Below are 24,640 nucleotides of genomic sequence, written 5' to 3'. Positions count from 1 at the left end.
GATGGACGCGATCAACCAGCCCCTGCTTGCCGTACGCGACCTCTCGGTGGCCTTCCGCCAGGGCGGCGCCACCACGCTCGCGGTCGACAAGGTCTCGTTCCAGATCAAGCGCGGCGAATGCGTGGCGCTGGTCGGCGAATCCGGCTCCGGCAAGTCGGTCAGCGCGCTCTCGATCCTGAAGCTGCTGCCCTATCCGAACGCCTCGCATCCCTCGGGGAGCATCCGCTTCAAGGGGCGCGAGCTGATCGAGCAGTCCGAGCCGGAGATGCGGGAGATCCGCGGCAGCGACATCTCCATCATCTTCCAGGAGCCGATGACCTCGCTCAATCCGCTGCACACGATCGAGGCGCAGATCGGCGAGATCATCCAGCTGCACAATCCGACCAGTAACGCCGAGGCGCGCAAGCGCACGCTGGAGCTGCTGACGCAGGTCGGCATTCCCGAGCCGGAAACACGGCTGAAGAGCTATCCGCACCAGCTCTCCGGTGGCCAGCGCCAGCGTGTGATGATCGCAATGGCGCTCGCCAACGAGCCGGACCTCTTGATCGCGGACGAGCCGACCACCGCACTCGATGTCACCGTGCAGGCGCAGATCCTGGCGTTGCTCGCCGAGATCCGTTCTCGGCTCGGCATGAGCCTGCTCTTCATCACCCACGATCTCGGCATCGTGCGCCGCATCGCCGACACCGTCTGCGTCATGAAGGGCGGCAAGATTGTCGAGCAGGGGCCGGTCGAGCAGGTCTTCAAGACCCCGAAGCATCCCTATACGCGCGACCTGCTCGCGGCGGAGCCGAAGCCCGATCCGGCGCCGCCGCAGCCTGGTGCGCCGGTGGTGATGTCGGCTGATGACCTGAAGGTGTGGTTTCCGATCAAGCGCGGCTTCATGCGCAAGACGGTCGGCCACATCAAGGCGGTCGACGGCGTCAGCGTTGCCGTGCGCAAGGGCGAGACGCTCGGTGTCGTCGGTGAATCCGGCTCGGGCAAGACCACGCTGGGCCTCGCCCTGCTGCGGCTGATTTCCTCGAACGGACGGATAGTGTTCCTGGGGAGAGACATCCAGGGCCTGCGTTTCAAGGACATGCGGCCCTACCGGCGCGACATGCAGATCGTGTTCCAGGATCCGTTCGGCTCGCTCAGCCCACGTATGTCGGTCGCCGACATCATCGCCGAAGGCCTCTCGGTGCATCAGCCGAAGCTGTCGCGCGAGGAACGCGAGGCGCGGGTCGTCAAGGCGCTGGAGGATGTCGGGCTGAAGGCGGACACCCGCTATCGCTACCCGCACGAGTTCTCCGGCGGCCAGCGCCAGCGCATCAGCATCGCACGCGCCGTGGTGCTGGAGCCGGATTTCGTCGTGCTGGACGAGCCGACCAGCGCGCTCGACATGCTGCTCCAGGCGCAGATGGTGGATCTGTTGCGCGAGCTGCAGCGCAAGCGCGAGCTCACCTACATGTTCATCTCGCACGACTTACGCGTCGTCGCCTCGCTCGCCAGCCATCTCATCGTGATGCGCGGCGGCAAGGTGGTCGAGGAAGGGCAGGCGGCGGAGCTGTTCAAGAATCCGAAGACGGATTACACGCGCGCGCTGTTCGCGGCCGCATTCCGGCTGGAAACGGCCGGGAACGGATCGGTGGCGACATAACCTGCATTCCCGGGCGCGCGCTGGCGCGCCTTCGGGATATCAATCACATCAGGCCGAGATTGCGGACCAGCATATAGATCGCTACCGCGAATATGAGCGCCGCGAACACGGTGTTCAATGCGCCCTTGCGCGCGGCGAGCGAGCCGGCGGAACGGGCGCCGAGCAGCCCGCCGAGAACTCCGCCGAAGATAAACAACGCGGCAAGATACCAATCCACCAGGCCGGACAGTGCGTAGTTGGCCGCCGTCGTCAGCCCAAAGGCGGTCACCGCCACAAGAGAGGAGCCGACCGCATAGAGGATCGGCATGCCGGTGGCAGCGATCAGCGCCGGCACGATCAGAAAGCCGCCGCCGATCCCGAAGAAGCCGGACAAAGCTCCCGTGCCGAGTCCCAAGGCGAGGAGCTTCGGCAGATTCTCCCGGTTGAGCCGGACCGATGGCTGGCCCGCGTCGGAGCGGCCCTTCAGCATCAACGCGCCGACCACCATCATGATAATCGCGAACAACGCCAGCAACTTCTGGCCCTCGACGAGCTTGCCGAGCGTGGAGCCGAGGAAGGCGCCGACGACGCCTGCGAGTGCGAATACGGAAGCGCAGCGCCACTTCACGTTGCCGGCGCGGGCGTGGTTGACGAGGTTCGCAGCAGCGTTCGCCGCGACGGCGATGGCGCTGGTCCCGATCGCCACGTGAGGATCCGACACCCCGACCAGATAGACGAGGAGCGGCACGGCCAAAATCGAGCCGCCGCCTCCAACCAGCCCGAGCGAAAAGCCGACGAGCGAGCCAGAAGCGAGGCCGAGCGCGCCTTGGGTCAGCGTGAACATGATGGGCGGCTCCTCATTTCAAGCCACTGTCAGGCGGTTCGTGTGCGCGCGCCGTAGACGCTGCGGTTCCAGGGTGCGCGCATGAGAATTCGGGCCATGCCGCAAAAGCCGGTGACGCCGGCCGTGATCAACCCTGCGCCGACGAAGGCCGGCACAGCGAAAAACCACGACGACACGAAGAGACCGAGCAGAGTGCCGACGAAGGCAAGACTTCCGGCTCCAATCTGCACCTGGCGCTGAAGTTCAAGCGGTTGGCGCCGATCGCTCACAACCGGCAGGCCCGCCTTGCGCCAGGCGTCGAGGCCGCCTTCGACGATATAAGCCTCGCAGGTCTCGCCGAGCTTCGCAGCGAACCGTGGCGCGTTCGCCAGGGTACGCATGCCGCTCTTGCAATGAAAGATGACCGGCTTGCCCCGATGCACGGCGAGGTCTGCCTCGTCCAGCTTGGACAAGGGCAGGTGATGCGCGCCGGGGATTTTTTCTCGGGCGTGCTCGTCGGCTTCGCGGATATCAATGAGGAGGGCGCCGTTGTCGAGAAGACGGCGCGCCTCGGATGGCTTGATTGTGGGTAGTGACATGACTAGCTCCTCTACTTTCCTGAATTAGTTCTTCGCCTTGGCGGGCTTGCAAAACAGCCTGTGCAGCGTGGCAAAGAGTTGCTCGATGCGCGGATCGGCGATGCGGTACCAGAGCGTCTGGCTTTCGCGCCGAAAGGCGACAATGCCCTCCTCGCGCATCTTTGCGAGATGCTGCGACAGGGCAGATTGCGACAGACCCACGGCTTCCGCGAGGGAACTCACGTTGCTCTCGCCGCATTCGACGAGTTGACACAGGATCATCAGCCGACGCTCGTTGGCGAGCGCGCGCAGAGTTCCGGCGACCTCAACCGCCTGCTTCTCGAAATTCTCTAGATCCAAGGTTCGGGAGGCCATTGGCCACTCCTTTATTTTAGCTATTGCTTATTTAGTGTATTCTAATATATATGTCAAGACCAACCGAACCCGTGGCATCAGGAGGTTCAAGCCATGTCAGGACAACCCGTCATCAGAGCGTTCTTCGACGAGCCCACCAACACGGTGAGCTATCTGGTCGCCGATCCAGCGACGAAGAAGGCCGCCATCATCGACCCGGTGTTTGACTACGACCACAATTCGGGCGAGGTGGACACGCGCTCGGTTGAGGCCATGCTGAACGCCGCCGAAAAGGCGGGCTACACGATCGAATGGGTGCTCGAGACGCATGCCCATGCCGACCACCTCTCGGGCGCCCCCTTCATCAAGGCAAAGACCGGCGCGCAGATCGGCATCGGTGAACACATCAAGGACGTGCAGCGCATCTTCCGGCCGATATTCAACGCCACCGACCTGAAGACGGACGGCGGCGACTTCGATTGTCTCTTTCGGGACGGCGAGCGCTTCAAGATCGGCGAACTCGACGTGGAGGTGATCTACACGCCCGGGCACACGCCCGCCGACGTTTCCTACAAGATCGAGGAAACCGTGTTCGTCGGCGACACCCTGTTCATGCCGGACTACGGCACTGCGCGGGCCGACTTCCCTGGCGGCGACGCGCACAAGCTCTACCGGTCGATCAAGCGCCTCCTGGCGCTGCCGCCCGAGACGCGGCTATTCATGTGTCACGACTATAAGGCTCCCGGTCGCGACACCTACGCCTGGGAGACCACGGTGCGCGAACAGCGCGAGAAGAACATCCAGGTCAAGGAGGGCGTCACGGAGGATGAGTTCGTGGCCATGCGCCAGGCGCGCGATGCCAAGCTCTCGGCGCCCAGGCTGCTGCTGCCTTCTATCCAGGTCAACATCCGCGCCGGCAAATTCCCGCCGGCCGAAGCCAACGGGGTACGCTATCTCACCATTCCCGTGACGCTGAAGGGCGGAGCGCAGACCTGCGTTTAAGCGCAGGCCAGCCGCTATCGTCTGCGACTTTGCGGCCGCGTTCCGGCTGGAAACGGCCGTGAACGGATCGGTGGCGACGTAGCCTCGGTCAGAGCCGCTTGATCGCAGCGACTTCGCTGCCGGCCCGCCTGATCCGCGCGATGGCCTGCTCGGTGTTCTCGATCGCCGTCGCCATGTGATACGCATTGGCGTGAACCATGGTGCTGCCGTCGCGCACGATCGCGACATGGCCTTTCCAGAAGATCAGGTCACCGCGTTGCAGTTTCCCGTGCTCATGCCGCTCCAGCGCGCGGCCGAGACCCGCCTGCTGCATGTCGCTGTCGCGCGGGCAGCCGATGCCTGCTGATGTCAGCGAGACCTGCACGAGACCCGAGCAGTCGATCCCGAGGCTGCTCTTGCCGCCCCAGAGGTAGGGCGTGCCGACGAAGCGCTCGGCCACCGCGACAAAATCCGGCTCGCGATGGTCGAGCGATACAAGATGTGTCTTCGGCACATACGTCCCGTCGCGCGTCACCGCGAAGCTGCCGTCCTCGCGCGCTATCGCGAGTTTCGATCCCAGCACGAGCGTGTCGCCCGGCGGAAGCTTGATCGAGGGACCGGGAAAAGCGAAGGTTCGGAGCGCACTCACTTTGTGCGTCGGCGCGGCTGCGGGTCGCATCAACTCCGCGTCGGGCAGCCAGCCGACATAGCCGTCGCCCGCGAGCTGGCCCCAGGCCCAGCCTTCGCCGTTGCGATCGTAGATCGTCACCCGTTCGCCGCGCAGCGCCTCCGTCATCAGCATCGCGTCCGATGACGGGCGTTCGCGCATCGGTGCGATCGCCGCGATCACCTCGAATTCATCGCCAGTGGAGAAGCGATCCGCCTGCACCTTGCCTTCGAGATATTTGGCGGCGAGGTCGACCCGCGCCGGTGTCAGCCGCGGATCATGCATAGCGCTCGCTCAGCAATGTATAGATGGCGCGTGCAGCCTGGCATTCGCCGCCCTCGGGACGAGCCGGCTTCGCCGACGGTGTCCAGCCATAGATGTCGACATGCAGCCAGCTCCTGGCCTGCTCGACGAAGCGTTGCAGAAACAGCGCGCAGGTGATCGAGCCGGCAAAGCCACCCGACGGCGCGTTGGTGATGGTAGCCGTCTTGGAGTCCAGCCACGCATCGTAAGGCGGCCACAGCGGCATGCGCCACAACGGATCGTTCTCCTTCACCGCGCAACGCGCGACGTCGGCAGCAAGCGTCTCATCATTGGTGTAAAAGGGCGGTAAATCCGGCCCCAGCGCGACGCGCGCGGCGCCGGTCAGGGTGCCCAGGTCGATCAGCAGGTCCGGATTTTCCTCGTCGGCGAGCGCCAGCGCATCGGCGAGCACCAGGCGGCCCTCCGCATCCGTATTGCCGATCTCGACCGTGATGCCCTTGCGCGAGGTGAAGATGTCGAGCGGGCGGAAGGCGTTGCCGGAGACCGCGTTTTCAACGGCCGGAATCAGCACGCGCAGCCGCACCTTCAGCTTCGCATCCATCACCATGCGCGCGAGCGCCAGCACGTTGGCGGCGCCGCCCATGTCCTTCTTCATGATCAGCATGCCGCTCGATGGCTTCAGGTCGAGCCCGCCGGTGTCGAAGCAGACACCCTTGCCGACCAGCGTCACCTTCGGATGGGCGGGATCGCCCCAGCCGATATCGATCAGCCGCGGCGCCCGGTCCGAAGCCATGCCGACCGCATGGATCAGTGGAAAATTCGTCTTCAGGTCCTCGCCGATAGTGCAGGCAAAGCTTGCGCCGAACTCAGCGGCGAGCTCTTGCGCGGCTGCGGCGAGCTCCTCCGGGCCCATGTCGTTGGCCGGCGTGTTGATGAGGTCGCGTGCCAGCGACGCGGCGCCCGCCACGCGATCGATCTCGGTCGCGTCGACGCCATCCGGCGGCACCAGCCGGACGTCGGGGCGGTCCGCCTTGCGGTAGCGGGCGAAGCGGTAGCTGCCGAGCGCAAAGGCAAGCGCCGCCAGCCGTGCATCGTGGGGCGCATTGGCGAAGCGATACGTGCCTGGCGGCAACAGGCCGGGCAGGGCGCCCGGCCGGAACAGGTCGCGCGATCTTGCGCTCTCGTCTTCGATGCCGAACAGCACGTGTGCGATCGCGCCGTCGGGCGCGGGCAACGAAAGATAGCCGCCCGGTTTGGCGGTAAAGGCGCTCGCGGTGGCGAACTGGCGTTGCGCCGGTGGCAGTGTCTCGCGCACCGCATCCCAGCTCGACTTGGTGACGAAGGTGATCGGGATGGCGGTGGACGACGTCTCGAAGACAGAAGGCATTGGCGGGTCCGGATCGTCAGATCAAGCAGGTCAAACGAATGGAAAAGACTTCGCAGAGTTTCGCCGCTGCTGCAATCGGCTTCTGTCACCGTTCGGAGAGCCGCTACTCGCAGCAAGGGGGCCATGCTAGGTTCCGGACAAAGGCCGTCAGGCGCAGAGATCGCCGGCGGCTGAAGACAAAGCCTGCCGGGAGGAAATGCAATGGACGTCCTGTGGAGCATGGTCACATTCATCGGCCAGGCCGTCGAGGCGGTTTTCAACTATGTCGAGCATCATCATTGGATCTTCGCGTTCCTTGCCGGCGGCTACGTCTTCTATCTCCACGATCGCTCCATACACGCGCGTTTTGATGCGCTCGACAAGCGCCTCGACGAAATCCGCAAGCGGCTCGCAATCGAATATTGAGCGGGCGAGCGAAACCATCGTTGGGCAGATCTCGTATCCATGCTGAAAATTGCCGTTCACGCCAACGCGGCCACAAGGCTTTACTAGCGCTGCGGGTCTCGGCGGGGAGGTGCCGCCGCAGACGCCGCCGTGAGGGGCAGCAAGGCTGACGTTAACCGGCCATTAGGGTTAACAGTCTATTGCTGGCGCATTCGGCTCGAGAGTCAAAGCGCCATGCGTCAACGGTTCAGTCTTGCCCGGCTTTTTGCGACCACCTCGCTGGTCGCGGCGGTGGCCATGGGGCTCGGTGGCTGCACGGCGATGTCGAAACTCTCCGACGTGACCGGCTCGGTCGGGTCCCGCGCGGAAGCCCCTCCCACCGATCCAGCGCGCGCCGTCGATGTCTATGGCGAGCGCTACCGTGCCAATCCCAAGGACGCCGATGCGGCGCTCGCCTATGGCCAGGCCTTGCGCGCCAACGGCCAGCGCGCCCAGGCCGCCGCCGTGCTCGAGCAGGCGACCATCGCCAATCCCGGCAACAAGGCGCTGCTCGCCCAGTACGGCCGCGCGCTTGCCGACAACGGCAATTTCCAGCAGGCCTTCGATGTGCTGTCGAAAGCCCATTCGCCCGACAATCCGGACTGGCGCCTGCTCTCGGTGCAGGGCACGGCGCTCGACCAGATGGGCCGTCACGAGGAGGCGCGCTCCTATTACGCGAGCGCGCTGAAGATCGCGCCGGGCGATCCCGGCGTGCTTTCCAATCTCGGCCTGTCCTACATGCTCTCGAAGGACCTGCCGAAGGCCGAAGAGGCACTGCGGCAGGCCTATGCCTCGCCGCGCGCGAGCGCGCGGGTGCGGCAGAATCTCGGCCTGGTCGTCGGTCTCCAGGGCCGCTTCGCCGAAGCCGAGACCATCGTGAAGGCGGACCTGCCGCCGGACCAGGCCGCGGCCAATGTCGCCTATCTCAAGGAAATGCTGAACCGCAGTAGCGCCCCCAAGCGGACGCCGGTCGCCTCGCTCAGCCAGCCCGACTGATCAGACCTGATCGTCTGAGCTTGACGTCGCCGCGCGAACCGCGCGCGGCTCGCGTCCGCGTCAGTGCAGCTCGGAGATCTTGATCCCGGTCGGTCCGAGAATGACGACGAACAGCACCGGCAGGAAGAACAGGATCATCGGCACCGTGAGCTTCGGCGGCAGCGCGGCGGCCTTCTTCTCGGCTTCGTTCATGCGCATATCGCGGTTTTCCTGCGCCATGACGCGCAAGGATTGCCCGAGCGGCGTGCCGTAACGCTCCGCCTGCTGAAGCGCGAGGCATACCGACTTGACGCCCTCGAGCCCGGTGCGCCGCGACAGGTTCTCATAAGCGACCTTGCGGTCCTGCAGATAGGACAGCTCGGCCGTGGTCAGCGTGAACTCCTCCGACAGTGCGATCGACTGGCCCACGATCTCGGTGGCCACTTTCCGGAACGCCATCTCGACCGACATGCCGGATTCGATGCAGATCAGCAGCAGGTCGAGCGCGTCGGGAAAAGCGCGCTTGATCGAGAGCTGGCGCTTGGAGATCGCATTCTTGAGGAACAGCATCGGCGCCTGGAGGCCGAGATAGGCCGCGCCGATGCAGATGCCGATCTTGACCGGCATCGGCTTCTCCATATGCGCGATCAGGAACACGTAGAGGATCGCGCCGACAAACAGCACGAGCGGCGCCACCATGCGGGCGAACAGAAAGGTGATGTAGGGCGCCTGACCGCGATAGCCGGCCATGATCAGCTTGTCGCGGGCGGCTTCCTGCGCGAGCCACTTGGTGAGGTTGAAGTCCTCGACGACTTTGGAGACGAGCTGCTTCGGCGTCTGGCGCAGCGAGACCTTCTCGCCCCTGTTGAGGCGGTCGCGCTCACGCTGCCGGATGCGTTCGCGCTCGCTCGCCACCGCCTTCATGCGCTTGGAGAGGCCTTCGCCGGCGAACATCGGCATCACCAGCGTATAGACGGTGGCGCTGGCGGCGATGGCCGCCAGCAGCATGGTCATGAAGCGGACGTCATGCAGTTTCGAAACGAGAAATTCGACCATGCGGCACCGTCAGAAATCGAAGTTGATCATCTTCTTCATCACCATGATGCCGATCGACATCCAGACGACGCAGCCGACCAGCATGAGCTGGCCGGTGGGATGGGTCCACAAAAGCGAGATGTAGTGCGGCGTGGTGAGATAGACGAGGAACATCACGATCGGCGGCAGCGAACCGATGATGCCGGCCGAAGCCTTGGCCTCCATCGACATCGCCTGGATCTTTTCCTTCATCTTCTTGCGATCGCGCAGCACCTTGGAGAGGTTGCCGAGCGCTTCGGAGAGGTTGCCGCCCGATTTCTGCTGGATCGAGATGACGATGCCGAAGAAGTTGGCCTCTGGAAGCGGCATGCGCTCATAGAGACGCGAGCAGGCCTCGCCGAGCGGCATGCCGATCGCTTGCGTCTCGATGATGTTCAGGAATTCGCCGCGCAATGGCTCGGGCGCGTCGGCCGCGACGACCTTGATCGATTCGAACAGCGGCAAGCCTGCCTTGATACCGCGGACGATCACGTCGACCGCGTCCGGCAGCGCAGCCAGGAATTTGGCTTCGCGACGCTTCTTCAGGAAGCCGAGTGCCCAACGCGGCAGGCCGAAGCCTCCGGCAAAGGCGAGGCCGGTGGCACCGAGCAGGCCGCCCCCGGCGAACAGGGCGGCTGCGGCCAGCACGCCCGCCACGACGGCCGAAACGATCCAGAATTTCTGCGGTGTCCAATCGAGCCCGGCCTGCGACAGGCGGACGCTGAGCGGAACTCTCTTCTCCTGCTGGCTCCGCGCTTCGAGATCCTTGAGGGAGGTCTCGACCTGCTCGCGGCGCGATCGCTGGTTCTTCTCAGTTTGCTTGGCTGCAGGCGCTTCGGCACGCGCGATCGAGGCGCGTCGGCTTTCAGCCTTTCGCTCGCCAGACAGTAGCGGATAAAGGAAGACCCAGGCGATGCCGCCGACGGCGGCGGTGGCGAGGAAGGCGAGGGCAAGGACCTGCATGTTCATGGCGGCGCTGACCTGCTCACGTGTTCGGCGCCACTTCTGCCGCGTCGAGCGCCGCGGCAAGGCGCTTCTCTTCGCCGTAATAGCGGGCGCGTTCCCAGAACTTCGGGCGGCCGATGCCAGTCGAGCGGTGGCGGCCGATGATCTTGCCGTTGGCGTCCTCGCCGACCAAGTCGTAGAGGAATATGTCCTGGGTGATGATGGTGTCGCCTTCCATCCCCATCACCTCGGTGATGTGGGTGATGCGGCGCGAGCCATCGCGCAGACGCGCGGCCTGGATGATGACGTCGATCGAGGCGCAGATCATCTCGCGAATGGTGCGCGAAGGCAGCGAGAAGCCGCCCATGGTGATCATGGATTCGCAGCGCGACAGTGCTTCGCGGGGATTGTTGGCGTGCAGCGTCCCCATCGAGCCATCGTGGCCGGTGTTCATGGCTTGCAGCAGGTCGAAAGCCTCGGGGCCGCGGACTTCGCCGACGATGATGCGTTCGGGACGCATACGCAGGCAGTTCCGCACCAGCTCGCGCATGGTGACCTGGCCTTCGCCTTCGATGTTGGGAGGGCGGGTTTCGAGCCGCACCACATGAGGCTGCTGCAACTGCAGTTCGGCCGCGTCCTCGCAGGTAATGACGCGTTCGTCGTGCTCGATGTAATTGGTCAGGCAGTTGAGCAGCGTGGTCTTGCCCGAACCGGTACCGCCGGAGATCAGGACGTTGCAGCGGACGCGGCCGATAATCTGCAGGATCTCCGCGCCCTCCGGCGAGATTGCGCCGAACTTGACGAGCTGATCGAGTGTCAGCTTGTCCTTCTTGAATTTACGGATGGTGAGTGCAGGACCGTCGATCGCGAGGGGCGGCACGATCGCATTGACGCGGGAGCCGTCGGCGAGGCGCGCGTCACAGATCGGCGAGGATTCGTCGACGCGCCGGCCGACCTGGCTGACGATGCGCTGGCAGATGTTGAGGAGCTGCTGGTTGTCGCGGAAGCGGATGCCGGTGCGCTGAATCTTGCCGCCGACTTCGATGAAGACGGTGCCGGCCCCGTTCACCATGATGTCGGCGATGTCGTCCCGTGCGAGCAGTGGCTCGAGCGGACCATATCCGAGCACGTCGTTGCAGATGTCGTCGAGCAGCTCTTCCTGCTCGGCGATCGACATCACGATGTTCTTGATCGCGATGATTTCGTTGACGATGTCGCGGATTTCCTCGCGTGCAGACTCGGAATCCAGCTTGGCGAGCTGGGCGAGGTCGATGGCCTCGATCAGTGCGCCGAAGATCGTCGCCTTGACCTCGTAGTAATTGTCCGAGCGGCGGTTCTCCATGGCCGGCGCAAGCTTCGCCGGGGCAAGCGGCGGCGAGGCGACGGCCGGTGGGGGGAGGCGCGCGCGTCACGGCGGGCGCCGGAGCCGGGGCAGGCTCTGGCGACACGGCGCCGGGCCTCGGGGCCCGAAAGTCGGTGTCTGTTCCGCTACGCTTACCGAACACTTAACAACTCCATGCGGCGGCTATTTTCCCCGCAACTTCTCAATCAGGGGTGAAAGCAAGGACGACTTTTGCTTCTTCGTCTCGCTGCGGCCGGTCAGGCGCTGGGCGATCTGAAGGAACATCTCGATCGACTTGTGGTTGGCGGAGATCTCCGCGATCATCTGGCCGTTGTTTGCCGCCGAACCGAAGATCTGCGGCTCGAACGGGATCGAGACGACTGGCTGGCTCTCGATCGCCTTGGCGAACTCCGCGGCGGCGATTTCGGGCCGTTTCGGGACGCCGACCTGGTTCAGGCAGTAGAGCGGCGGCCGGTCGTTGGGGCGCGAGGCCTTCAGCAGATCGACCAGGTTCTTGGTATTGCGCAGGTTGGCGAGGTCAGGCGCCGCCACGATCAGGATGTCGTCTGCTCCGATCAACGCGCGCTTGGTCCAGCCCGACCATTGGTGCGGGATGTCGAGCACGATGCAGGGCATGGTGGAGCGCAGCGTGTCGAATACGGAATCGAAGGCGTCGGTGCCGAAATCATAGACCCGGTCGAGCGTCGCCGGCGCCGCCAGCAGGCTGAGGTGGTCGGTGCATTTCGACAGCAGGCGGTCGATGAAAGCCGTGTCGACACGGTCGGGCGAGAACACGGCGTCGGCAATGCCCTGCGGCGGGTCCTGGTTGTAGTCGAGCCCGGCGGTGCCGAAGGCGAGGTCGAGATCGGCGACGACCGCGTCCATCGCCAGGTCGCGCGCGATCGCCCAGGCGACGTTGTGCGAGATGGTGGAGGCGCCGACGCCGCCCTTCGCGCCGACCACGGCGATGATGCGGCCGACCGCCTTGGCCTCCGGCGCCGAGAACAGGTTGCAGATCGAGCGCACGACGTCGATCGCGCCGACTGGCGCGAGCACGTAGTCGCTGACACCGCGACGCACCAGCTCGCGATAGAGCGTGACGTCGTTGATGCGGCCGATCACGACGACGCGGGTGCCGGCATCGCAGACGGTGGCGAGCTGGTCGAGCCCGCCCAGAAGGTCGTTGCGGCCGTCGCTCTCGAGCACGATCACGTTCGGCGTGGGGGCGGAGCGGTAGGCTTCGATCGCAGCGGCCATGCCACCCATCTGGATCTTCAGATGAGCCTTGCCGAGACGGCGATCCTCGCCGGCCGACTGCACCGAGGCAGCGGTCTCCACGGTCTCGCAGAAGGCCTGGACCGAAACGCGCGGTGCAGGCGCAATGTGCTCCTCGACCGGCGGGAGAGACGCTTCCGGCTGTTCTTCTTGAGTCTGGCGAGCGTAGCTGATCATCTGCCGGTGTCGCTGAGTTTGGCCTTCTCGGCCTCAGGATAAGAAACCGCCGTCGGAGTTCCCTTACGATACTTCTCGAAGGCTGCGGTGCGCCGCGGCGTGTAGGACGGCGATTCAGGCCGCGGCTGCTCGAGGTCCGAGGGGTTGTCGACCATTGCCGCGAGGTTGCGCTGATAGGCGCAGCCGTAATTGTAATAGTCCTTGTTCTCGAACCAGCTCTTGTTCTTGATCGAGGGACCAATGTCCTCCGGCCACAGGCCGCAGGGACCCGCGACCGCGGCTATCCTGGAATAGGTGAGCCGGATCGGCGGCAGGAAGCGCTTGTCTTCCGGATGGTAGGGGCGAACGGTGATGCCGCGCGGCGGAACGCCACCCGCCACCAGCATCGCCTGGATCTCACGCATCGAGTCCGCGACCGGACGTGCGTTGGGTGTGCCGGACGGCACATCGATGTGAATGGCGCCGGTGCCCTCGCGCACCCAGGTCGACGCCAGGCCCATCACGTCGGCGCGCTGGGCGGCAGTCAACCCGCCGCGGGCGTGGCCGACGAAGACGACGATCGAGCGGTTCTGTTCCTCGATCGCGATCGGGTGGCGCTGCTTGTAGTCGTCCGGAATGGAGGCGGTGACCGCTTCGTCGTGCTGGCAGCCGCCGAGCGCGAGCGCGATGCCGACGAGCGCGCCACCAAAGCCGATGGCGCGTTTGCGAATCTGGGGTGGTCTTGTGATCATCGTGAAGTCCCCGTTCCGCCTCAGTCGGTGATGAAGCCGTAGGTGCCGCGATAGTTCTTTGCCGGTTCGGTCCGGCCCGGCACGCCGTAGATGCGGTTGATGTTGCCAAGCAGCTCGGCCTGCGGATCGGCGGGCGCGGAGAAGCCGTCATCCGGGCGCGACAGGTCCTTTTGCGCCACTGCGCGGACGATATAGGGCGTCACGATCACGACCAGCTCGGTCGCGTTGTTGACGAAGTCGCGGCTGCGGAACAGCGTACCGAGGACCGGGAGCTGCATCAGGCCCGGCAGTCCGCTGACTGCCTGCTTGGTCTGCTGCTGGATCAGGCCGGCCATCGCCATCGCGCCGCCGGAGGGAATTTCCAGCGAGGTCTCCGCGCGGCGGGTCTTGATCGAGGGAACGGTCAGCGAGTTCACCGAGTTCGAGGTCACGGCCTGGGACAGTGTGACGGAGTTTTCGTTTGACAGCTCCGAGACCTCGGTCATCACCCGCATGCTGATCTTGCCCTCGCTCAGAACGACGGGGGTGAAGTTGAGCGAGATACCGAACTTCTTGAAACTGATCTGGGTGGTACAGACATGCGTGGTGGGGTCGCAAGCATAGCCCGCCGGCACCGGGAATTCGCCGCCGGCGATGAACGTTGCTGATTCACCGGAGATCGCGGTCAGGTTCGGTTCGGCCAGCGTGCGGATCACGCCGGCGGTTTCCATCGCACGCAGGGTGGCCTGCACTGACGGGGTCGCGCCGAACTTCGTCGTCAGGTTGTTGCCGTCGACGAGGTTGCGGCCGAGAGCCGTGAACGGGTTGGAGTTGGTGAAGCTCACCACCGACGTGCCGTAGTTGAGGTTCGCGGACAGGTCGATGCCGAGCTGCTTGATGATGCTGCGCTGGACTTCGGCCACCGTCACCTTCAGCATGACCTGGTCGCGGCCGCGGACCACGATCGAGTTCACCACCTTGTCGGCGCCGCCGGCGAGGCGCGCGGCGAGGTCGTTGGCCTGTTGGGCTTCGATCGGGTTCGCCGCCGTGCCTGTCAGGACGATGCCGTCGCCGAGTCCGTCGATCTGGATGTCGGAATTGGGCAGGATCTGCTTCAGCGCGGCCCGCACGCCGTTGAGGTCGCGCTTGACCGCGATGTCATAGGCCGCAATCTGCTGGCCGGCGGCATCGAAGAACACGATGTTGGTCTGGCCGACCGTAGCGCCGATGATGTAGGCGCGCTGCGCCGAGCGGACCACCGCATTGGCGATCTTTGGGTCGGCGACCAGCACGTCCTTGATGTCGCGCGGCAGGTCGATGACGATGGACTTGCCGACGCCGAGCGAGAGGAAACGCGCGTTCATCTGACCGTCGGCCGCGACCGGCGCCACGGGGCGGTAGTCGGCGGCGACCACGGGGGTGAGGACCGGGTTGAGCGCCAGCGCGAGGGCGGCCGAAAACGACAGGGCGCGAACCGCTGAGGTTCGCATCATTGCCCAATCCGCCCTGCATTTCATGTCGACTGTCCTCATCGTGCTTTCGCCGTCTGGCTCGGAATGCCGTAGCGAATGATCGAAACGCCCTCGCGCTTCTGCGAGGATTCATCGAGCGTGATCTCGCTCATCTTGACGTCGGCGATGCTGCGCAGCGCGAGCGACAGCGTGCCGCTCTGGCGCGCGGCGGAGAGCGTCGCAGTCTGCGCGGGATTGAGCTCGAGGGTGACGGTCTTGCCGACCACCGCGTTCTGGCCGTCCTTCTCCTTCGGCGCCTGGTCGATCGCCAGCACGCGGACATTGGCCAGGATGATCTCGGACGTGACGACGTCCGGGGCGCCGCTGCTCTGGTCGGGACTCTTGAGGCGGCGGGTCAGAAGGACGTCGACGCGATCGTTGGGCAGGATGAACCCGCCTGCGCCGGTTTCCGGCGAGATCTCGGTCGAGACCGCGCGCATCCCGGTGGGCAGGATTGCCGCCATGAAGCCGGAGCCCTCGGCCTTGACCAGCTTCTGGTCGCGCATCGGCTCACCCTGGATGAAAGGGGCGCGTGCGATCGAACCAGTGACCTGGGTCACGCCGTCGGGACGTTCGTTGCGGCGGATGAAGGTGGAGCTTGCGGTCGCGGTCGGCCAGGTCTGCCATTGCACGTCTTCCGGCTTGACGGTCTGGCCGAGGCCGATGTCGTTCTTGGCCACCAGCACATCAACGGTGGGAAGTTGCGCGACCGGAGCCGGGAGCGGCGCAGAACGGTCCGAGCCGCTCGCCAGGTACGCGGCGACGCCGCCGGCGCAGATGGCGACCGTCAGGACGACAAGGCGTGCCCTATTCATACGCTTCACTTTCCAACAAAACGCCGCGACGCTGCCGCCGCCGTAATCGGCAGTTGACCAGCTATTCGTCAAAGCATGGTTAATGAGGCGTATCTAAATCGGCTTAACGCCGGGTTTACCCGGTGTGTTCAGCGCAGTGCGAGGTGAGCGAGGTCGATCGCCTTCGCCCATTCGGTCTCCGGGTAGACCATCAGCGCGCTCAGTGCGAGCGCTATGCCGTACGGGACGCCGCTCTCCTTGGCGTGCAGCCGTGCGAGCCAGGCCTGGCCCGCAAGCCCGTAGGGCAGCGGCCATTGCCTGAATTGGAGCAGAAGCAGCGTCAGCGCCCCGCCGAACAGCGAGGCGTAGAGCAGAAAGTTCATCAGTTGCGCAAAACCGAACCAGAGCGCGACAGAGGCTGCGACCTTGGCGTCGCCGCCGCCGACCCAGCCCATCGCAAAGCAGGCGAAGGCAACGACCAGGAGAAGCGCGCCGGCGCCGACATGACTCAGCATCTCGTAGGGCGCCATGCCACCGGCGAGCGCGAGCGCGAAGAAGCCTGCGACCAGCGCCATCGACACGCGGTTCGAGATGGTCATCGTGAAGAGATCGCTCGCGGCGGCGAACGCCATCAGGGCCGGGAAGAGCAGAAGGCGCGCAAGGTCGAGGATCATGGGCTGCGTCTTGAGGCCTGGTTTATCTCGGGATCTGGCGTCGCCGCATGCTAGCCGGCAGTGCTAAACAAACCGACAACGGCGGCAGTGGCCTTGGTGGAAACTGCCGCGGACACGCTCACCACAGGCTGGCAATGCGCGCGGCGAGCGCGACCGTTGCAAGCAGCAGTGCAAGGCAGACCCAGTAGGCCGGCGAATAGGTCTGCGCCGCTTCCGCCTCGTTCGCCGCAATCGCGGCATCGGTTCTGTACTTGCGCAACGCCACTGGAACTCGCCGTACTCAAAAAAACAAAGGCCCCGGAGATCCGGGGCTTTTGCCGTCGTTGTCGGTCGCTTACTTCAGCGACGAGCTGATCAAGCCGAACTTGGTGTTCAGCGTGCTGCCGAGGTTGTTGACGACGGTGATGATGGCCAGCGCGATGCCGGCAGCAATCAGGCCGTATTCGATGGCGGTGGCGCCGGATTCATCCTTCGCGAAACGCGCAATCAGGTTCTTCATGAACTAAACTCCATCTGGGGTGTGATCGCCTCGTTCGGCGCCGTACTTGACGCGATGACCATGTGAGCCGAGCTCTTTCGGTGGGGTTAATTCGATCGCGCAAACCCGCTTCCAGCCCGATGCCTTTTGCCCAGAGTGAATTTCCCGTTAAGGCGGCAGCATAATTCGCTCCCGATCCGGATGTGCCGCAAGCGCGTCATCGGCTTCACCGTCCCTTAAATTTCGCGGAGTAGGCGTAGGCGACCAGCAATCCGGAAGAGAGGCGACATGTCGAGCCTGCCCATGCAAGTCGCCCTGATGCTCGGAGACACTATCGCCAAGGTGGTTCCGGTCACCTTCGTGCTCGCGCTGGTCTTCACGGTGCTCGAGTATTTCTGGGCCTGTAATCCCGGCGCGCCGTGGTGGCGCAAGCGGGAGATCATCACCGACATCTGCTATTGGTTCTTCGTTCCGGTGTTCGCCCGCACCATGCGGATCGGGCTTCTGATCGTCGGCGCCAGCCTTCTCTTCAACATCCACGATGCCGACGATCTCATCGCCTTCTATGACAACGGCCACGGCCCGCTGGCGCAGTTGCCGCTCTGGGCGCAGGCGGTGCTGTTCCTGGTCCTGAGCGACTTCATGCTGTACTGGCTGCACCGGCTGTTCCATGGCGGCGAGTTCTGGAAGTACCACGCGATCCATCATTCCTCGGAGGAGCTGAGCTGGATTTCGGCGGCCCGCTTCCATCCCGTCAATCTCGTGCTCGGCACGATCGGGGTCGACGTCGTTTTGCTGATGGCCGGCATCTCCCCGAACGTCATGATCTGGGTCTCCCCGTTCACAACATTCCATTCGGCCTTCGTGCACGCCAACCTGAACTGGACCTTCGGGCCGTTCAAATATTTGCTGGCGACGCCGGTATTTCACCGCTGGCACCACACCCCGCTCGAAGAGGGCGGCGACACCAATTTTGCCGGGACGTTCCCCGTCTGGGACGTGCTGTTCGGCACCTTCCGCATGCCGGAGGGGAAGCTGCCGCAGGGCTACGGCAAGGACGAAGCGACCATGCCGAAGGAGATCGCGGGCCAGCTCGCCTATCCATTCCGCCGTTAGGACGGGAGGCTGGACCGCAGAACGCAAGTCCGTTCAAACAATAGTCGACGAATTTGCGGAACGTTCACGAATTGAGGGCAGGTTAGACGGGTCGGGCACCGGCTCCGCCGCATCGAATCGCTTCTGCCGGTTTGTGACGTCCCGGGGGTAAGAGTATGCGTAAAGAACTGCTGCGCCGTCATGCGCGCGTCTGTCTTCTGGTTGCGGCCGCGGTGCTGGCATCGCCGGCTGCCGGCCTTGCCGAGTCCACCGTCGATACCATCGCCGTCAATGTCGACCAGGCCAAGCTGGTACGGCTGCCCGGCAAGGTGGCGACCATCGTGGTCGGCAATCCCCTGATCGCCGACGTCACGCTCCAGCCCGGCGGCATGATCGTCGTGACCGGCAAGGGCTATGGCGCCACCAATTTCATCGCGCTCGACCGGGGTGGTGAGATCCTGGTCGACCGCCAGATCCAGGTCGAAGGCCCGAGCGACAGGCTCGTGACCGTCTATCGCGGGATCGAGCGCGAGTCCTACAGCTGCATGCCGCTTTGCCAACGTCGCGTGACGCTCGGCGACAGCGACAAATACTTCAGCACCACGATGAGCCAGGCCAGTTCGTTGAGCAACAATGCGAGCGGCACCGCCGGCGCGGACGCCAAGACCAACTAGCAAGACCATTTGGCAGGTGTGCCCGGGCGGACCCGCGCGGTCCACCCGGGGCCTACAGCCGGCCGTGATCGTGGCCGGGCTCGTCACGAAAACCGGCACCAAGCGCGATACAAAGACTGGCAAGGTCAAGCCCAAAGCGAAATACACCGAGCTACACGCCCTGCGGCGCTTCTACGCCTCGTGGTGCATCAACCGCCGCGTCGATGGTTACTCCCGCGGGAGAGCTTTGCGGTAAGGATAGCTGCCGGCACAACTCGCCAAGGCCAATCCCGCAGCCAGAACTTCCGGAGCCTCGTATCCATAGTTCGCCGATATCGCGACACCTCCAACCCACGGACCGAACGTGTTTCCAACATTGAAGGCCGAAATGTTGACTGTGCTTGAAACCGTCGGGGCGTCAGCCGCCACACGCATGACCTGGGTCTGGAGCGCCGGATTGATTGCGAAGGCTGCGACACCGAGCGCGAACACGATCGCGATCGCAGTCGATTTCGCGAGCATTGCAATCGGGAACAGTCCGATGACGAGGGTCAGCGCCAGGAGCCCAACAAAAAGATTGAGACTGAGATGGCGATCGGCAAATCGGCCTCCAATATAGCTTCCCGCGAAGGTGCCGACTCCGAAGAGCACCAACAGGGGCGGGACCGCGGCGGGGCTGAACCCTGCGAGTGTCGTCAAGATAGGCGCGATATAGCTGAAAACCGCGAATAGCGCCGCCTGACTGTGTGCTGTCGTCAACAATGCCGACCACATCGCCGGAAGTTTCAATGGTCGTAGCTCCGCCCTCACGTGAATCGAAGGTAGCTGCCGACTCGCCGGAACGAGGGCGATGACCGCGGCAAGACTGACGCAGGCGAGGCCAGCCACGATCCAGAAGCTAGCTCGCCAACCCCAATGCTGGCCGATAAATGCGCCGAGCGGAACGCCAACGATATTTGCAACGGTCAGTCCTCCAAACATGATCGCAATGGCCTTCGCTTGCCTGTCTTCGCCGGCAAGGTTCACGGCGACCACGGCGCCAATTCCGAAGAAGGCTCCCACCGACAGCGCGGTGATCACCCGTGCGGCCATCAATACGCTGTAGGTGGGCGCCAGAGCGCCCAGGATCTGCCCGGCGTTGAACAGGACGAGAAGCGCGATCAGTGCTGTCTTTTGCCTGATGCGCAGGGACGCCAACGTGAGCGGTGGACCACCGACCGCTACCGCCAGTGCGAACCCCGATATGAGCAAAGCGGCCGTCGGGATCGACACGCCGAAATCATGCGCTAACTCCGGTAGAAGACCAGAAATAACGAACTCGGCAAAATATGCTCAACCCGAGCACATAGATGGCGATCGGCATGATTTTCGTCCCTAGGCTCCGGTGATTCCGCCATCGGTCAGGATCGTCCGACCAGTGATCCACCGGCTCTCCTCGGAGGCGAGGAACGTGATCACCGCGGCGATGTCGTCGGGTTCCCCGAGGCGGCGTAACGGGGTCGAGGCCGCCAGAAGCTCACGCTTTTCTGGAGGTATTGCCGCCGTCATGTCGGTGCGGGTCACTGCCGGCGCGACGGCGTTGACGTGATGCCTCTCGGTCCAAGCTCAATCGCAAGCGCTTGCGTAAGGGTCGAGACCGCCGCCTTGGACGCCGCATAAACGCCCGTGCGATCCTTCGGTGAAAACGCCCGCTGCGAAGAGAGATTGACGATCCGGCCGCCGCACTGTCCGGGAACAGGGCGAGCGCAGCCTGAGTGACTTGAAGCGTCCCCCACACGTTCACGTTGAATTGGTCCGCGTAGAAAGTGTAATCCACATCGCCAATGGCACGGACACCGAACGTGCCAGCGTTGTTCACGAGAATATCGATGTGACCGAAGGCGGTGGCGACGTTTCGCATAAGCTCGGCGACCGCAACCGCATCCGTGATGTCCGCCGGAATGGCCTTCACCACTGCTCCAGAGCTTTGCAGATCGCGGACGACGGCATCCGCCTTGTCCGCTTCGGCCCGGTAGGTGAACGCCACTCTCGCGCCGAGATCGGCGAAGCGACGGACGACCGCCTTGCCAATCCCCCCGCGAGCCCCCAGTGACGAGTACTACTTTTCCATCGAACGTACACATTCGCTTCGCGTCTCCATTCAAGATCGATCAATCCAAAATAGGACCTTGCCAAGAGTCGTCAAGCGAATTATTTGTTGATCATTCCAGAAAGGAAGCGCGATGGCAGGCAGGCCAAGAGCATTCGATCGTGAACAGGCGTTGCGCAGCGCGCGAGATGCATTCTGGGAACGCGGTTACGAAGGCACTTCGATGGCCGACCTCATTTCTGCGATGAACATATCGTCGGCGAGCATCTACGCGGCCTTTGGATCGAAAGAGGCGCTCTTTCGAGAGGCTGTCGCCGATTATGATGCCAATGATGGGGGATTCGCCTCCCGCGCCCTTACCGAGGAGCCCACCACGCGCGCTGCTCTCCGCCGGATGCTGGTGGACGCCGTGACCTTGTTCACGCGGCCAGGTAAGCCTCGCGGGTGCATGGTGGTCCTCTCGGCGCCCAGATGCGCAAAGGAGAACGAAGGGGTCTCCGATTGGCTGTCGGTACAACGACGCGCACGGCATGCCGCTATCGTTCGGCGTATTCGCGAAGCCCGAGACTACGGCGAGATCAAACCGGAGGCCGACCCGGAGGTGCTGGCGGACTTCTACACAACCTTCCTGCAGGGCCTCTCCGTCCAGGCGCGGGACGGCTTCTCGAAGAAGCAGATGATGGCGTCGATCGATAGCGCAATGCAGGTCTTTGACGCTGTCGTGCAGCACCCCTCGTAGTTCGAGGTCGCTATTTTCATAGGGTACTTCCGCTCAGCCTTCACTTCGCGTGGGCAAGCGCTGGCCACACGAGGTCATCACCCCTCTCGTGATCGCCGGCTGTTGAGCGCGAGTGCCCGCGAGCGACGACGGAATGTGGGTGTGAGCAAAATGGTGGTTTCTGGATTTTGTTGCAGACTCTCCTATTCTGCGACGGAGCAGCGCACGCCGTCGGGTGAACGTCAGGAGCAGGCATCGCCGGCTAACGAACTGCGGCGGCTAAGTTTCAACGTCGCGCAGTTCGGCGATGCCGAGACCGCCGGGAAGGCTCGCACGCGTGCGTGGAGAAAGTCTGCTCTCCGCGCCGTGAGTCGATCGTGGTTTACGCACCCTTAACGGTGCGGGCCGTCGGGTGCGGATTGCCTGAAACACTTAAACAATCAGTTTCCGCTACTGAACGGGGCAGATGACCGCCGCTGCCAGGGAATTCGACGCGATGCCATCGCCTGCATCCAAAAGGTTCACGTTCCGGACCGCGCTGCGCCGGTTTCGCCGCAACGGCCGCGGCTCCGCTGCCGTCGAGTTCGCGCTGGTCGCGCCGATGTTCTTCGCGCTGCTGTTCGCCATCATCGAGACGGCGCTGATGTTCTTCGCGAGCCAGGTGCTCGAGACCATCACCCAGAATTCGGCGCGCGTGGTCCTGACCGGCCAGGCCCAGTCCGGTTCGGTGGCGGCCTGCGCCGTGTCAGGCGTGGGCACGCCCTGCACGCAGGGGACGTTCAAGGCCTTCGTCTGCACCCAGATCCCCGCCCTGTTCGATTGCAACAGCCTTTACGTCGACGTCCAGAGCTACTCCAATTCCTTCGCGTCGGTGACCCTGTCCAGCCATATCGACGCAAGCAACAACTTCGTCGCCACCGGCATGCAATACAATCCCGGCAGCGCCGGCCAGGTCGTCGTGGTGCGGATGTACTATCAGTGGCCGCTCTTCGTCACCGGCCTCGGCTACAACATCGCCAATCTCAACGGCAACAAGCGTCTGCTTGTCGCGACGGCTGCATTCCAGAACGAGCCCTACTAGCACTGTTGGATCCGAGCAGAACAATGCAGATGATCGTGAGAATCCTACACGCCGGCCGGACCTCCGCACGCGATTTCCTCGCCGACAGCAGGGCGCTCGCTGCAACGGAATTCGCAATGATCGTGCCGTTGATGCTCGTGATGTTCTTCGGCACCGTCGAAGTCTCGACCGCGGTGGCGATCGATCGCAAGGTCACACTGATTGCAAGAACGCTGTCCGACCTGACGTCGCAATCCTCGGGAGTGGCGACCGATACGAGCCTGCAGAACACGTTCACGGCGAGCATCTCGATCGTCACGCCTTACGATGCGAGCAATACGGTAGGCACGATCTCCGAGATCTACATCGATGCCAACAGCATCGCGACGGTCCAGTGGAGCAAGTCGGCCACCGTTGCGAGTTCTTCTGCGACGCAGGCGACCCTCACGACCTCGCTTCGCAAGGCAGGCGACAAGATCACCTCGTCGATCCCCTCAGCGCTGCTGGTGCCGTCGACCTACCTGATCCTGAGCGAGGTTAGCTACACCTATAAGCCCACGCTCTACTACGTCCTGAAGTCGGACCTGGTGTTGAGCGACGTCTCCTATACGCGGCCGCGCCAGGTCACCTGTATTGCCTACAACAACGTGCCGTCGTCGTGCTGAAATCGGAATTGCCGTCGCGGCGCTGAATGGTCCATCGCCGCGCCGATGGCTGCAGTCACCGATCCCAAGACACCTGACAGAAAAAAGGCCGTGCGGAGCGCACGGCCTTTTCTTTTAGCTTGTTCGCTCGAGCCGATCCCGGGCCAAGGCCCGGCCGGCTCAGCAAGGCCCGACAGGCTCAGCCGGCGCTGCGGAGGTTGTCCGCTGCCGACTTGCCGGAACGGCGATCGGCGACGATCTCGTAGGAGATCTTCTGGCCTTCGCGCAGCGTGCCGAGGCCGGCACGTTCAACGGCGCTGATGTGAACGAAGACGTCCTGGCCGCCATCGTCGGGCTGGATGAAGCCAAAGCCCTTGGTCGCGTTAAACCACTTCACGGTTCCCATGCTCACGGGGGTAGTCCTTCTCAGATATACAGTGTCGAAGCCCACTTGCGTGGGCGGTTAGATCGAATTTCTGGAAGGGTCGTCAGCGTGTCTGAACCGGCTGTACCGGTGGATGCTAATATCGTCCGGCCGAAAATCGATTAGTCCATTTTATTGGAAATAGGGCCTCAAAACAATCCTGACGTGCACGATTTTTTGATCCGCCGTGATGTCCACGGCGGACCAGCAAACAGGTCAGAATTTTAACCCAGCGCGCTCGCGCCCTTGATGCAGATCAACGACGGCGGAACTGGCCACCGCGCTGTCCGGGTCGCGGAGGTCCGCCGGCCGTCGCAGGACGTTCGTCCTTGTGGCGGAAAATCAGCCGTCCCTTTTCCAGATCATAGGGCGACATTTCCACCGTCACGCGGTCTCCCGCCAGCGTCTTGATGCGGTTCTTCTTCATCTTGCCGGCGGTGTAGGCGACGATCTCGTGTCCGGCGTCGAGCTGCACGCGATAGCGTGCGTCGGGGAGGATTTCGGTGACCAGTCCTTCGAACTGGATCAGCTCTTCCTTAGCCATGAATTTCTCCAGGTCGTGGACGGCTAGTGCGAAAAGGGTTTGCGGTTCGATAGGCCGTTCGGCCGACTCTCACGGCGCAAAAAGGCCACGCCTTGTATCCCATCAGACGTGCCAGCGCCATGCGCGGAACGCTGTTCCGGGCGGTCGGCTGGCGAAGAATGCATCTTACCACCGGAACGGCGGCGGCGAGAGGCCTTCTGGCCGTTGCCGGGCCTTCCGTCAACATGCCTGGCATCGCCATGCCGTCCTTCACCGGACCGTCCGTCGCCCTGCTTGCCGGAGCTATGGTGGCGTCCGTCGCCATGCCTTTCGTCGGCACGCCGCCCGTCACCGTGCCGCGCGCCTTGCGGACGCTGGCCTGGG

25 protein-coding genes and 4 pseudogenes are annotated in these 24,640 nt (G+C 63.9%); 9 read left to right on the top strand and 20 right to left on the bottom strand.

Annotated elements, in window-relative coordinates; translation table 11 throughout:
* Position 1 precedes the first annotated feature (1 nt).
* On the top strand, positions 2-1,639 hold the full coding sequence (locus AC629_RS21605; protein ID WP_084807001.1) for an ABC transporter ATP-binding protein: 1,638 nt from the start codon (positions 2-4) through the stop codon (positions 1,637-1,639).
* Between the two features lie 43 nt (positions 1,640-1,682).
* Here the strand turns inward: AC629_RS21605 and AC629_RS21600 are convergent, their stop codons facing one another.
* From AC629_RS21600 to AC629_RS21590, 3 genes are read right to left on the bottom strand one after another with little or no spacing between them, the layout of a single operon-like run.
* Positions 1,683-2,462 carry a sulfite exporter TauE/SafE family protein gene (locus AC629_RS21600; protein ID WP_084807000.1) on the bottom strand — a complete coding sequence of 260 codons (780 nt, stop codon included), beginning with the start codon at positions 2,460-2,462 and terminating at the stop codon, positions 1,683-1,685.
* A 29-nt stretch (positions 2,463-2,491) separates the two neighbouring features.
* Positions 2,492-3,040 carry a rhodanese family protein gene (locus tag AC629_RS21595; protein ID WP_084806999.1) on the bottom strand — a complete coding sequence of 183 codons (549 nt, stop codon included), beginning with the start codon at positions 3,038-3,040 and terminating at the stop codon, positions 2,492-2,494.
* Between the two features lie 24 nt (positions 3,041-3,064).
* The gene (locus AC629_RS21590) at positions 3,065-3,394 is read right to left on the bottom strand and encodes an ArsR/SmtB family transcription factor (RefSeq protein WP_084806998.1); all 330 of its coding nucleotides are present in this window, start codon (positions 3,392-3,394) and stop codon (positions 3,065-3,067) included.
* 93 nt (positions 3,395-3,487) lie between these two features.
* Between AC629_RS21590 and AC629_RS21585 the strand changes: the two genes are divergently transcribed.
* Entirely contained in the window at positions 3,488-4,375 is an 888-nt protein-coding gene (locus AC629_RS21585) for an MBL fold metallo-hydrolase (protein ID WP_084806997.1), read from the top strand.
* A gap of 88 nt (positions 4,376-4,463) precedes the next feature.
* On the opposite strand, the gene AC629_RS21580 is transcribed toward AC629_RS21585, so the two are convergent.
* Positions 4,464-5,306, bottom strand: a complete 843-nt coding sequence (locus tag AC629_RS21580; RefSeq protein WP_084806996.1) for a C40 family peptidase — start codon at positions 5,304-5,306, stop codon at positions 4,464-4,466.
* Entirely contained in the window at positions 5,299-6,672 is a 1,374-nt protein-coding gene (locus AC629_RS21575; protein ID WP_084806995.1) for a leucyl aminopeptidase family protein, read from the bottom strand. Before AC629_RS21575 ends, AC629_RS21580 begins: the two co-directional genes overlap by 8 nt.
* A 201-nt stretch (positions 6,673-6,873) precedes the next feature.
* Between AC629_RS21575 and AC629_RS21570 the strand changes: the two genes are divergently transcribed.
* Complete coding sequence (locus AC629_RS21570) at positions 6,874-7,077, top strand: hypothetical protein (protein WP_084806994.1); 204 nt, start codon at positions 6,874-6,876, stop codon at positions 7,075-7,077.
* 213 nt (positions 7,078-7,290) lie between these two features.
* Positions 7,291-8,091: a tetratricopeptide repeat protein gene (locus AC629_RS21565; RefSeq protein ID WP_084806993.1), complete on the top strand. Its 801-nt coding sequence runs from the start codon at positions 7,291-7,293 to the stop codon at positions 8,089-8,091.
* 60 nt (positions 8,092-8,151) lie between these two features.
* Here the strand turns inward: AC629_RS21565 and AC629_RS21560 are convergent, their stop codons facing one another.
* The 10 genes and pseudogenes from AC629_RS21560 to AC629_RS21520 form a co-directional block, all read right to left on the bottom strand.
* Positions 8,152-9,126 carry a type II secretion system F family protein gene (locus tag AC629_RS21560; RefSeq protein ID WP_084806992.1) on the bottom strand — a complete coding sequence of 325 codons (975 nt, stop codon included), beginning with the start codon at positions 9,124-9,126 and terminating at the stop codon, positions 8,152-8,154.
* Between the two features lie 9 nt (positions 9,127-9,135).
* Positions 9,136-10,113, bottom strand: coding sequence for a type II secretion system F family protein (locus AC629_RS21555; RefSeq protein WP_084807014.1), 978 nt, complete (start codon positions 10,111-10,113; stop codon positions 9,136-9,138).
* Positions 10,114-10,129: 16 nt separating this feature from the next.
* A pseudogene (locus AC629_RS21550) lies at positions 10,130-11,594 on the bottom strand (TadA family conjugal transfer-associated ATPase).
* A 20-nt stretch (positions 11,595-11,614) separates the two neighbouring features.
* On the bottom strand, positions 11,615-12,883 hold the full coding sequence (locus AC629_RS21545; RefSeq protein ID WP_084806991.1) for a CpaE/TadZ family protein: 1,269 nt from the start codon (positions 12,881-12,883) through the stop codon (positions 11,615-11,617).
* Positions 12,880-13,614, bottom strand: a complete 735-nt coding sequence (locus AC629_RS21540; RefSeq protein WP_084806990.1) for a CpaD family pilus assembly protein — start codon at positions 13,612-13,614, stop codon at positions 12,880-12,882. Before AC629_RS21540 ends, AC629_RS21545 begins: the two co-directional genes overlap by 4 nt.
* 20 nt (positions 13,615-13,634) lie before the next feature.
* Positions 13,635-15,110 (bottom strand): type II and III secretion system protein family protein, encoded by a 1,476-nt coding sequence (locus tag AC629_RS21535; protein WP_084807013.1) that lies wholly within the window; start codon positions 15,108-15,110, stop codon positions 13,635-13,637.
* An 11-nt stretch (positions 15,111-15,121) separates the two neighbouring features.
* Entirely contained in the window at positions 15,122-15,919 is a 798-nt protein-coding gene (gene cpaB, locus AC629_RS21530) for a Flp pilus assembly protein CpaB (RefSeq protein WP_084806989.1), read from the bottom strand.
* A gap of 128 nt (positions 15,920-16,047) precedes the next feature.
* A complete protein-coding gene (locus AC629_RS21525; RefSeq protein WP_084806988.1) occupies positions 16,048-16,572 on the bottom strand; it encodes an A24 family peptidase in 525 nt (174 codons plus the stop codon).
* A gap of 118 nt (positions 16,573-16,690) precedes the next feature.
* The gene (locus AC629_RS46980; protein WP_167561384.1) at positions 16,691-16,837 is read right to left on the bottom strand and encodes a hypothetical protein; all 147 of its coding nucleotides are present in this window, start codon (positions 16,835-16,837) and stop codon (positions 16,691-16,693) included.
* Between the two features lie 69 nt (positions 16,838-16,906).
* The gene (locus tag AC629_RS21520) at positions 16,907-17,071 is read right to left on the bottom strand and encodes a Flp family type IVb pilin (protein WP_084806987.1); all 165 of its coding nucleotides are present in this window, start codon (positions 17,069-17,071) and stop codon (positions 16,907-16,909) included.
* 267 nt (positions 17,072-17,338) lie between these two features.
* Between AC629_RS21520 and AC629_RS21515 the strand changes: the two genes are divergently transcribed.
* Positions 17,339-18,166 (top strand): sterol desaturase family protein, encoded by an 828-nt coding sequence (locus tag AC629_RS21515; RefSeq protein ID WP_084806986.1) that lies wholly within the window; start codon positions 17,339-17,341, stop codon positions 18,164-18,166.
* A gap of 155 nt (positions 18,167-18,321) precedes the next feature.
* Positions 18,322-18,819, top strand: a complete 498-nt coding sequence (locus AC629_RS21510; protein WP_074124031.1) for a pilus assembly protein N-terminal domain-containing protein — start codon at positions 18,322-18,324, stop codon at positions 18,817-18,819.
* 207 nt (positions 18,820-19,026) lie between these two features.
* On the opposite strand, the pseudogene AC629_RS21505 reads toward AC629_RS21510, so the two are convergent.
* Together AC629_RS21505 and AC629_RS21500 are read right to left on the bottom strand one after the other, a co-directional pair.
* Positions 19,027-20,118, bottom strand: a pseudogene (locus AC629_RS21505) (MFS transporter); the annotation flags it as partial.
* Between the two features lie 54 nt (positions 20,119-20,172).
* A pseudogene (locus tag AC629_RS21500) lies at positions 20,173-20,887 on the bottom strand (SDR family NAD(P)-dependent oxidoreductase).
* A gap of 133 nt (positions 20,888-21,020) precedes the next feature.
* On the opposite strand from AC629_RS21500, the gene AC629_RS21495 reads away from it, so the two are divergent.
* The 3 genes from AC629_RS21495 (at position 21,021) to AC629_RS21485 (ending at position 23,330) form a co-directional block, all read left to right on the top strand.
* Positions 21,021-21,626, top strand: a complete 606-nt coding sequence (locus AC629_RS21495; protein WP_084806985.1) for a TetR/AcrR family transcriptional regulator — start codon at positions 21,021-21,023, stop codon at positions 21,624-21,626.
* A 475-nt stretch (positions 21,627-22,101) separates the two neighbouring features.
* A complete protein-coding gene (locus tag AC629_RS21490) occupies positions 22,102-22,686 on the top strand; it encodes a TadE/TadG family type IV pilus assembly protein (RefSeq protein ID WP_084807011.1) in 585 nt (194 codons plus the stop codon).
* Between the two features lie 29 nt (positions 22,687-22,715).
* Positions 22,716-23,330 carry a TadE/TadG family type IV pilus assembly protein gene (locus AC629_RS21485; protein ID WP_084807012.1) on the top strand — a complete coding sequence of 205 codons (615 nt, stop codon included), beginning with the start codon at positions 22,716-22,718 and terminating at the stop codon, positions 23,328-23,330.
* Positions 23,331-23,508: 178 nt separating this feature from the next.
* Here AC629_RS21485 and AC629_RS21480 read toward each other — a convergent pair whose 3' ends face one another.
* From AC629_RS21480 to AC629_RS48880, 3 genes and pseudogenes are all read right to left on the bottom strand, one after another.
* Positions 23,509-23,721, bottom strand: a complete 213-nt coding sequence (locus AC629_RS21480) for a cold-shock protein (protein ID WP_007599788.1) — start codon at positions 23,719-23,721, stop codon at positions 23,509-23,511.
* A gap of 268 nt (positions 23,722-23,989) precedes the next feature.
* Entirely contained in the window at positions 23,990-24,277 is a 288-nt protein-coding gene (gene infA, locus AC629_RS21475; protein WP_018646603.1) for a translation initiation factor IF-1, read from the bottom strand.
* Positions 24,278-24,300: 23 nt separating this feature from the next.
* A pseudogene (locus AC629_RS48880) lies at positions 24,301-24,640 on the bottom strand (DEAD/DEAH box helicase); the annotation flags it as partial.

It is taken from the genome of Bradyrhizobium sp. NAS80.1, from assembly GCF_001908205.1.
Lineage (GTDB): Bacteria > Pseudomonadota > Alphaproteobacteria > Rhizobiales > Xanthobacteraceae > Bradyrhizobium.
The sequence above is the reverse complement of the archived record's forward strand: the minus strand, read 5'-3'. Positions and strand labels throughout refer to the sequence as shown.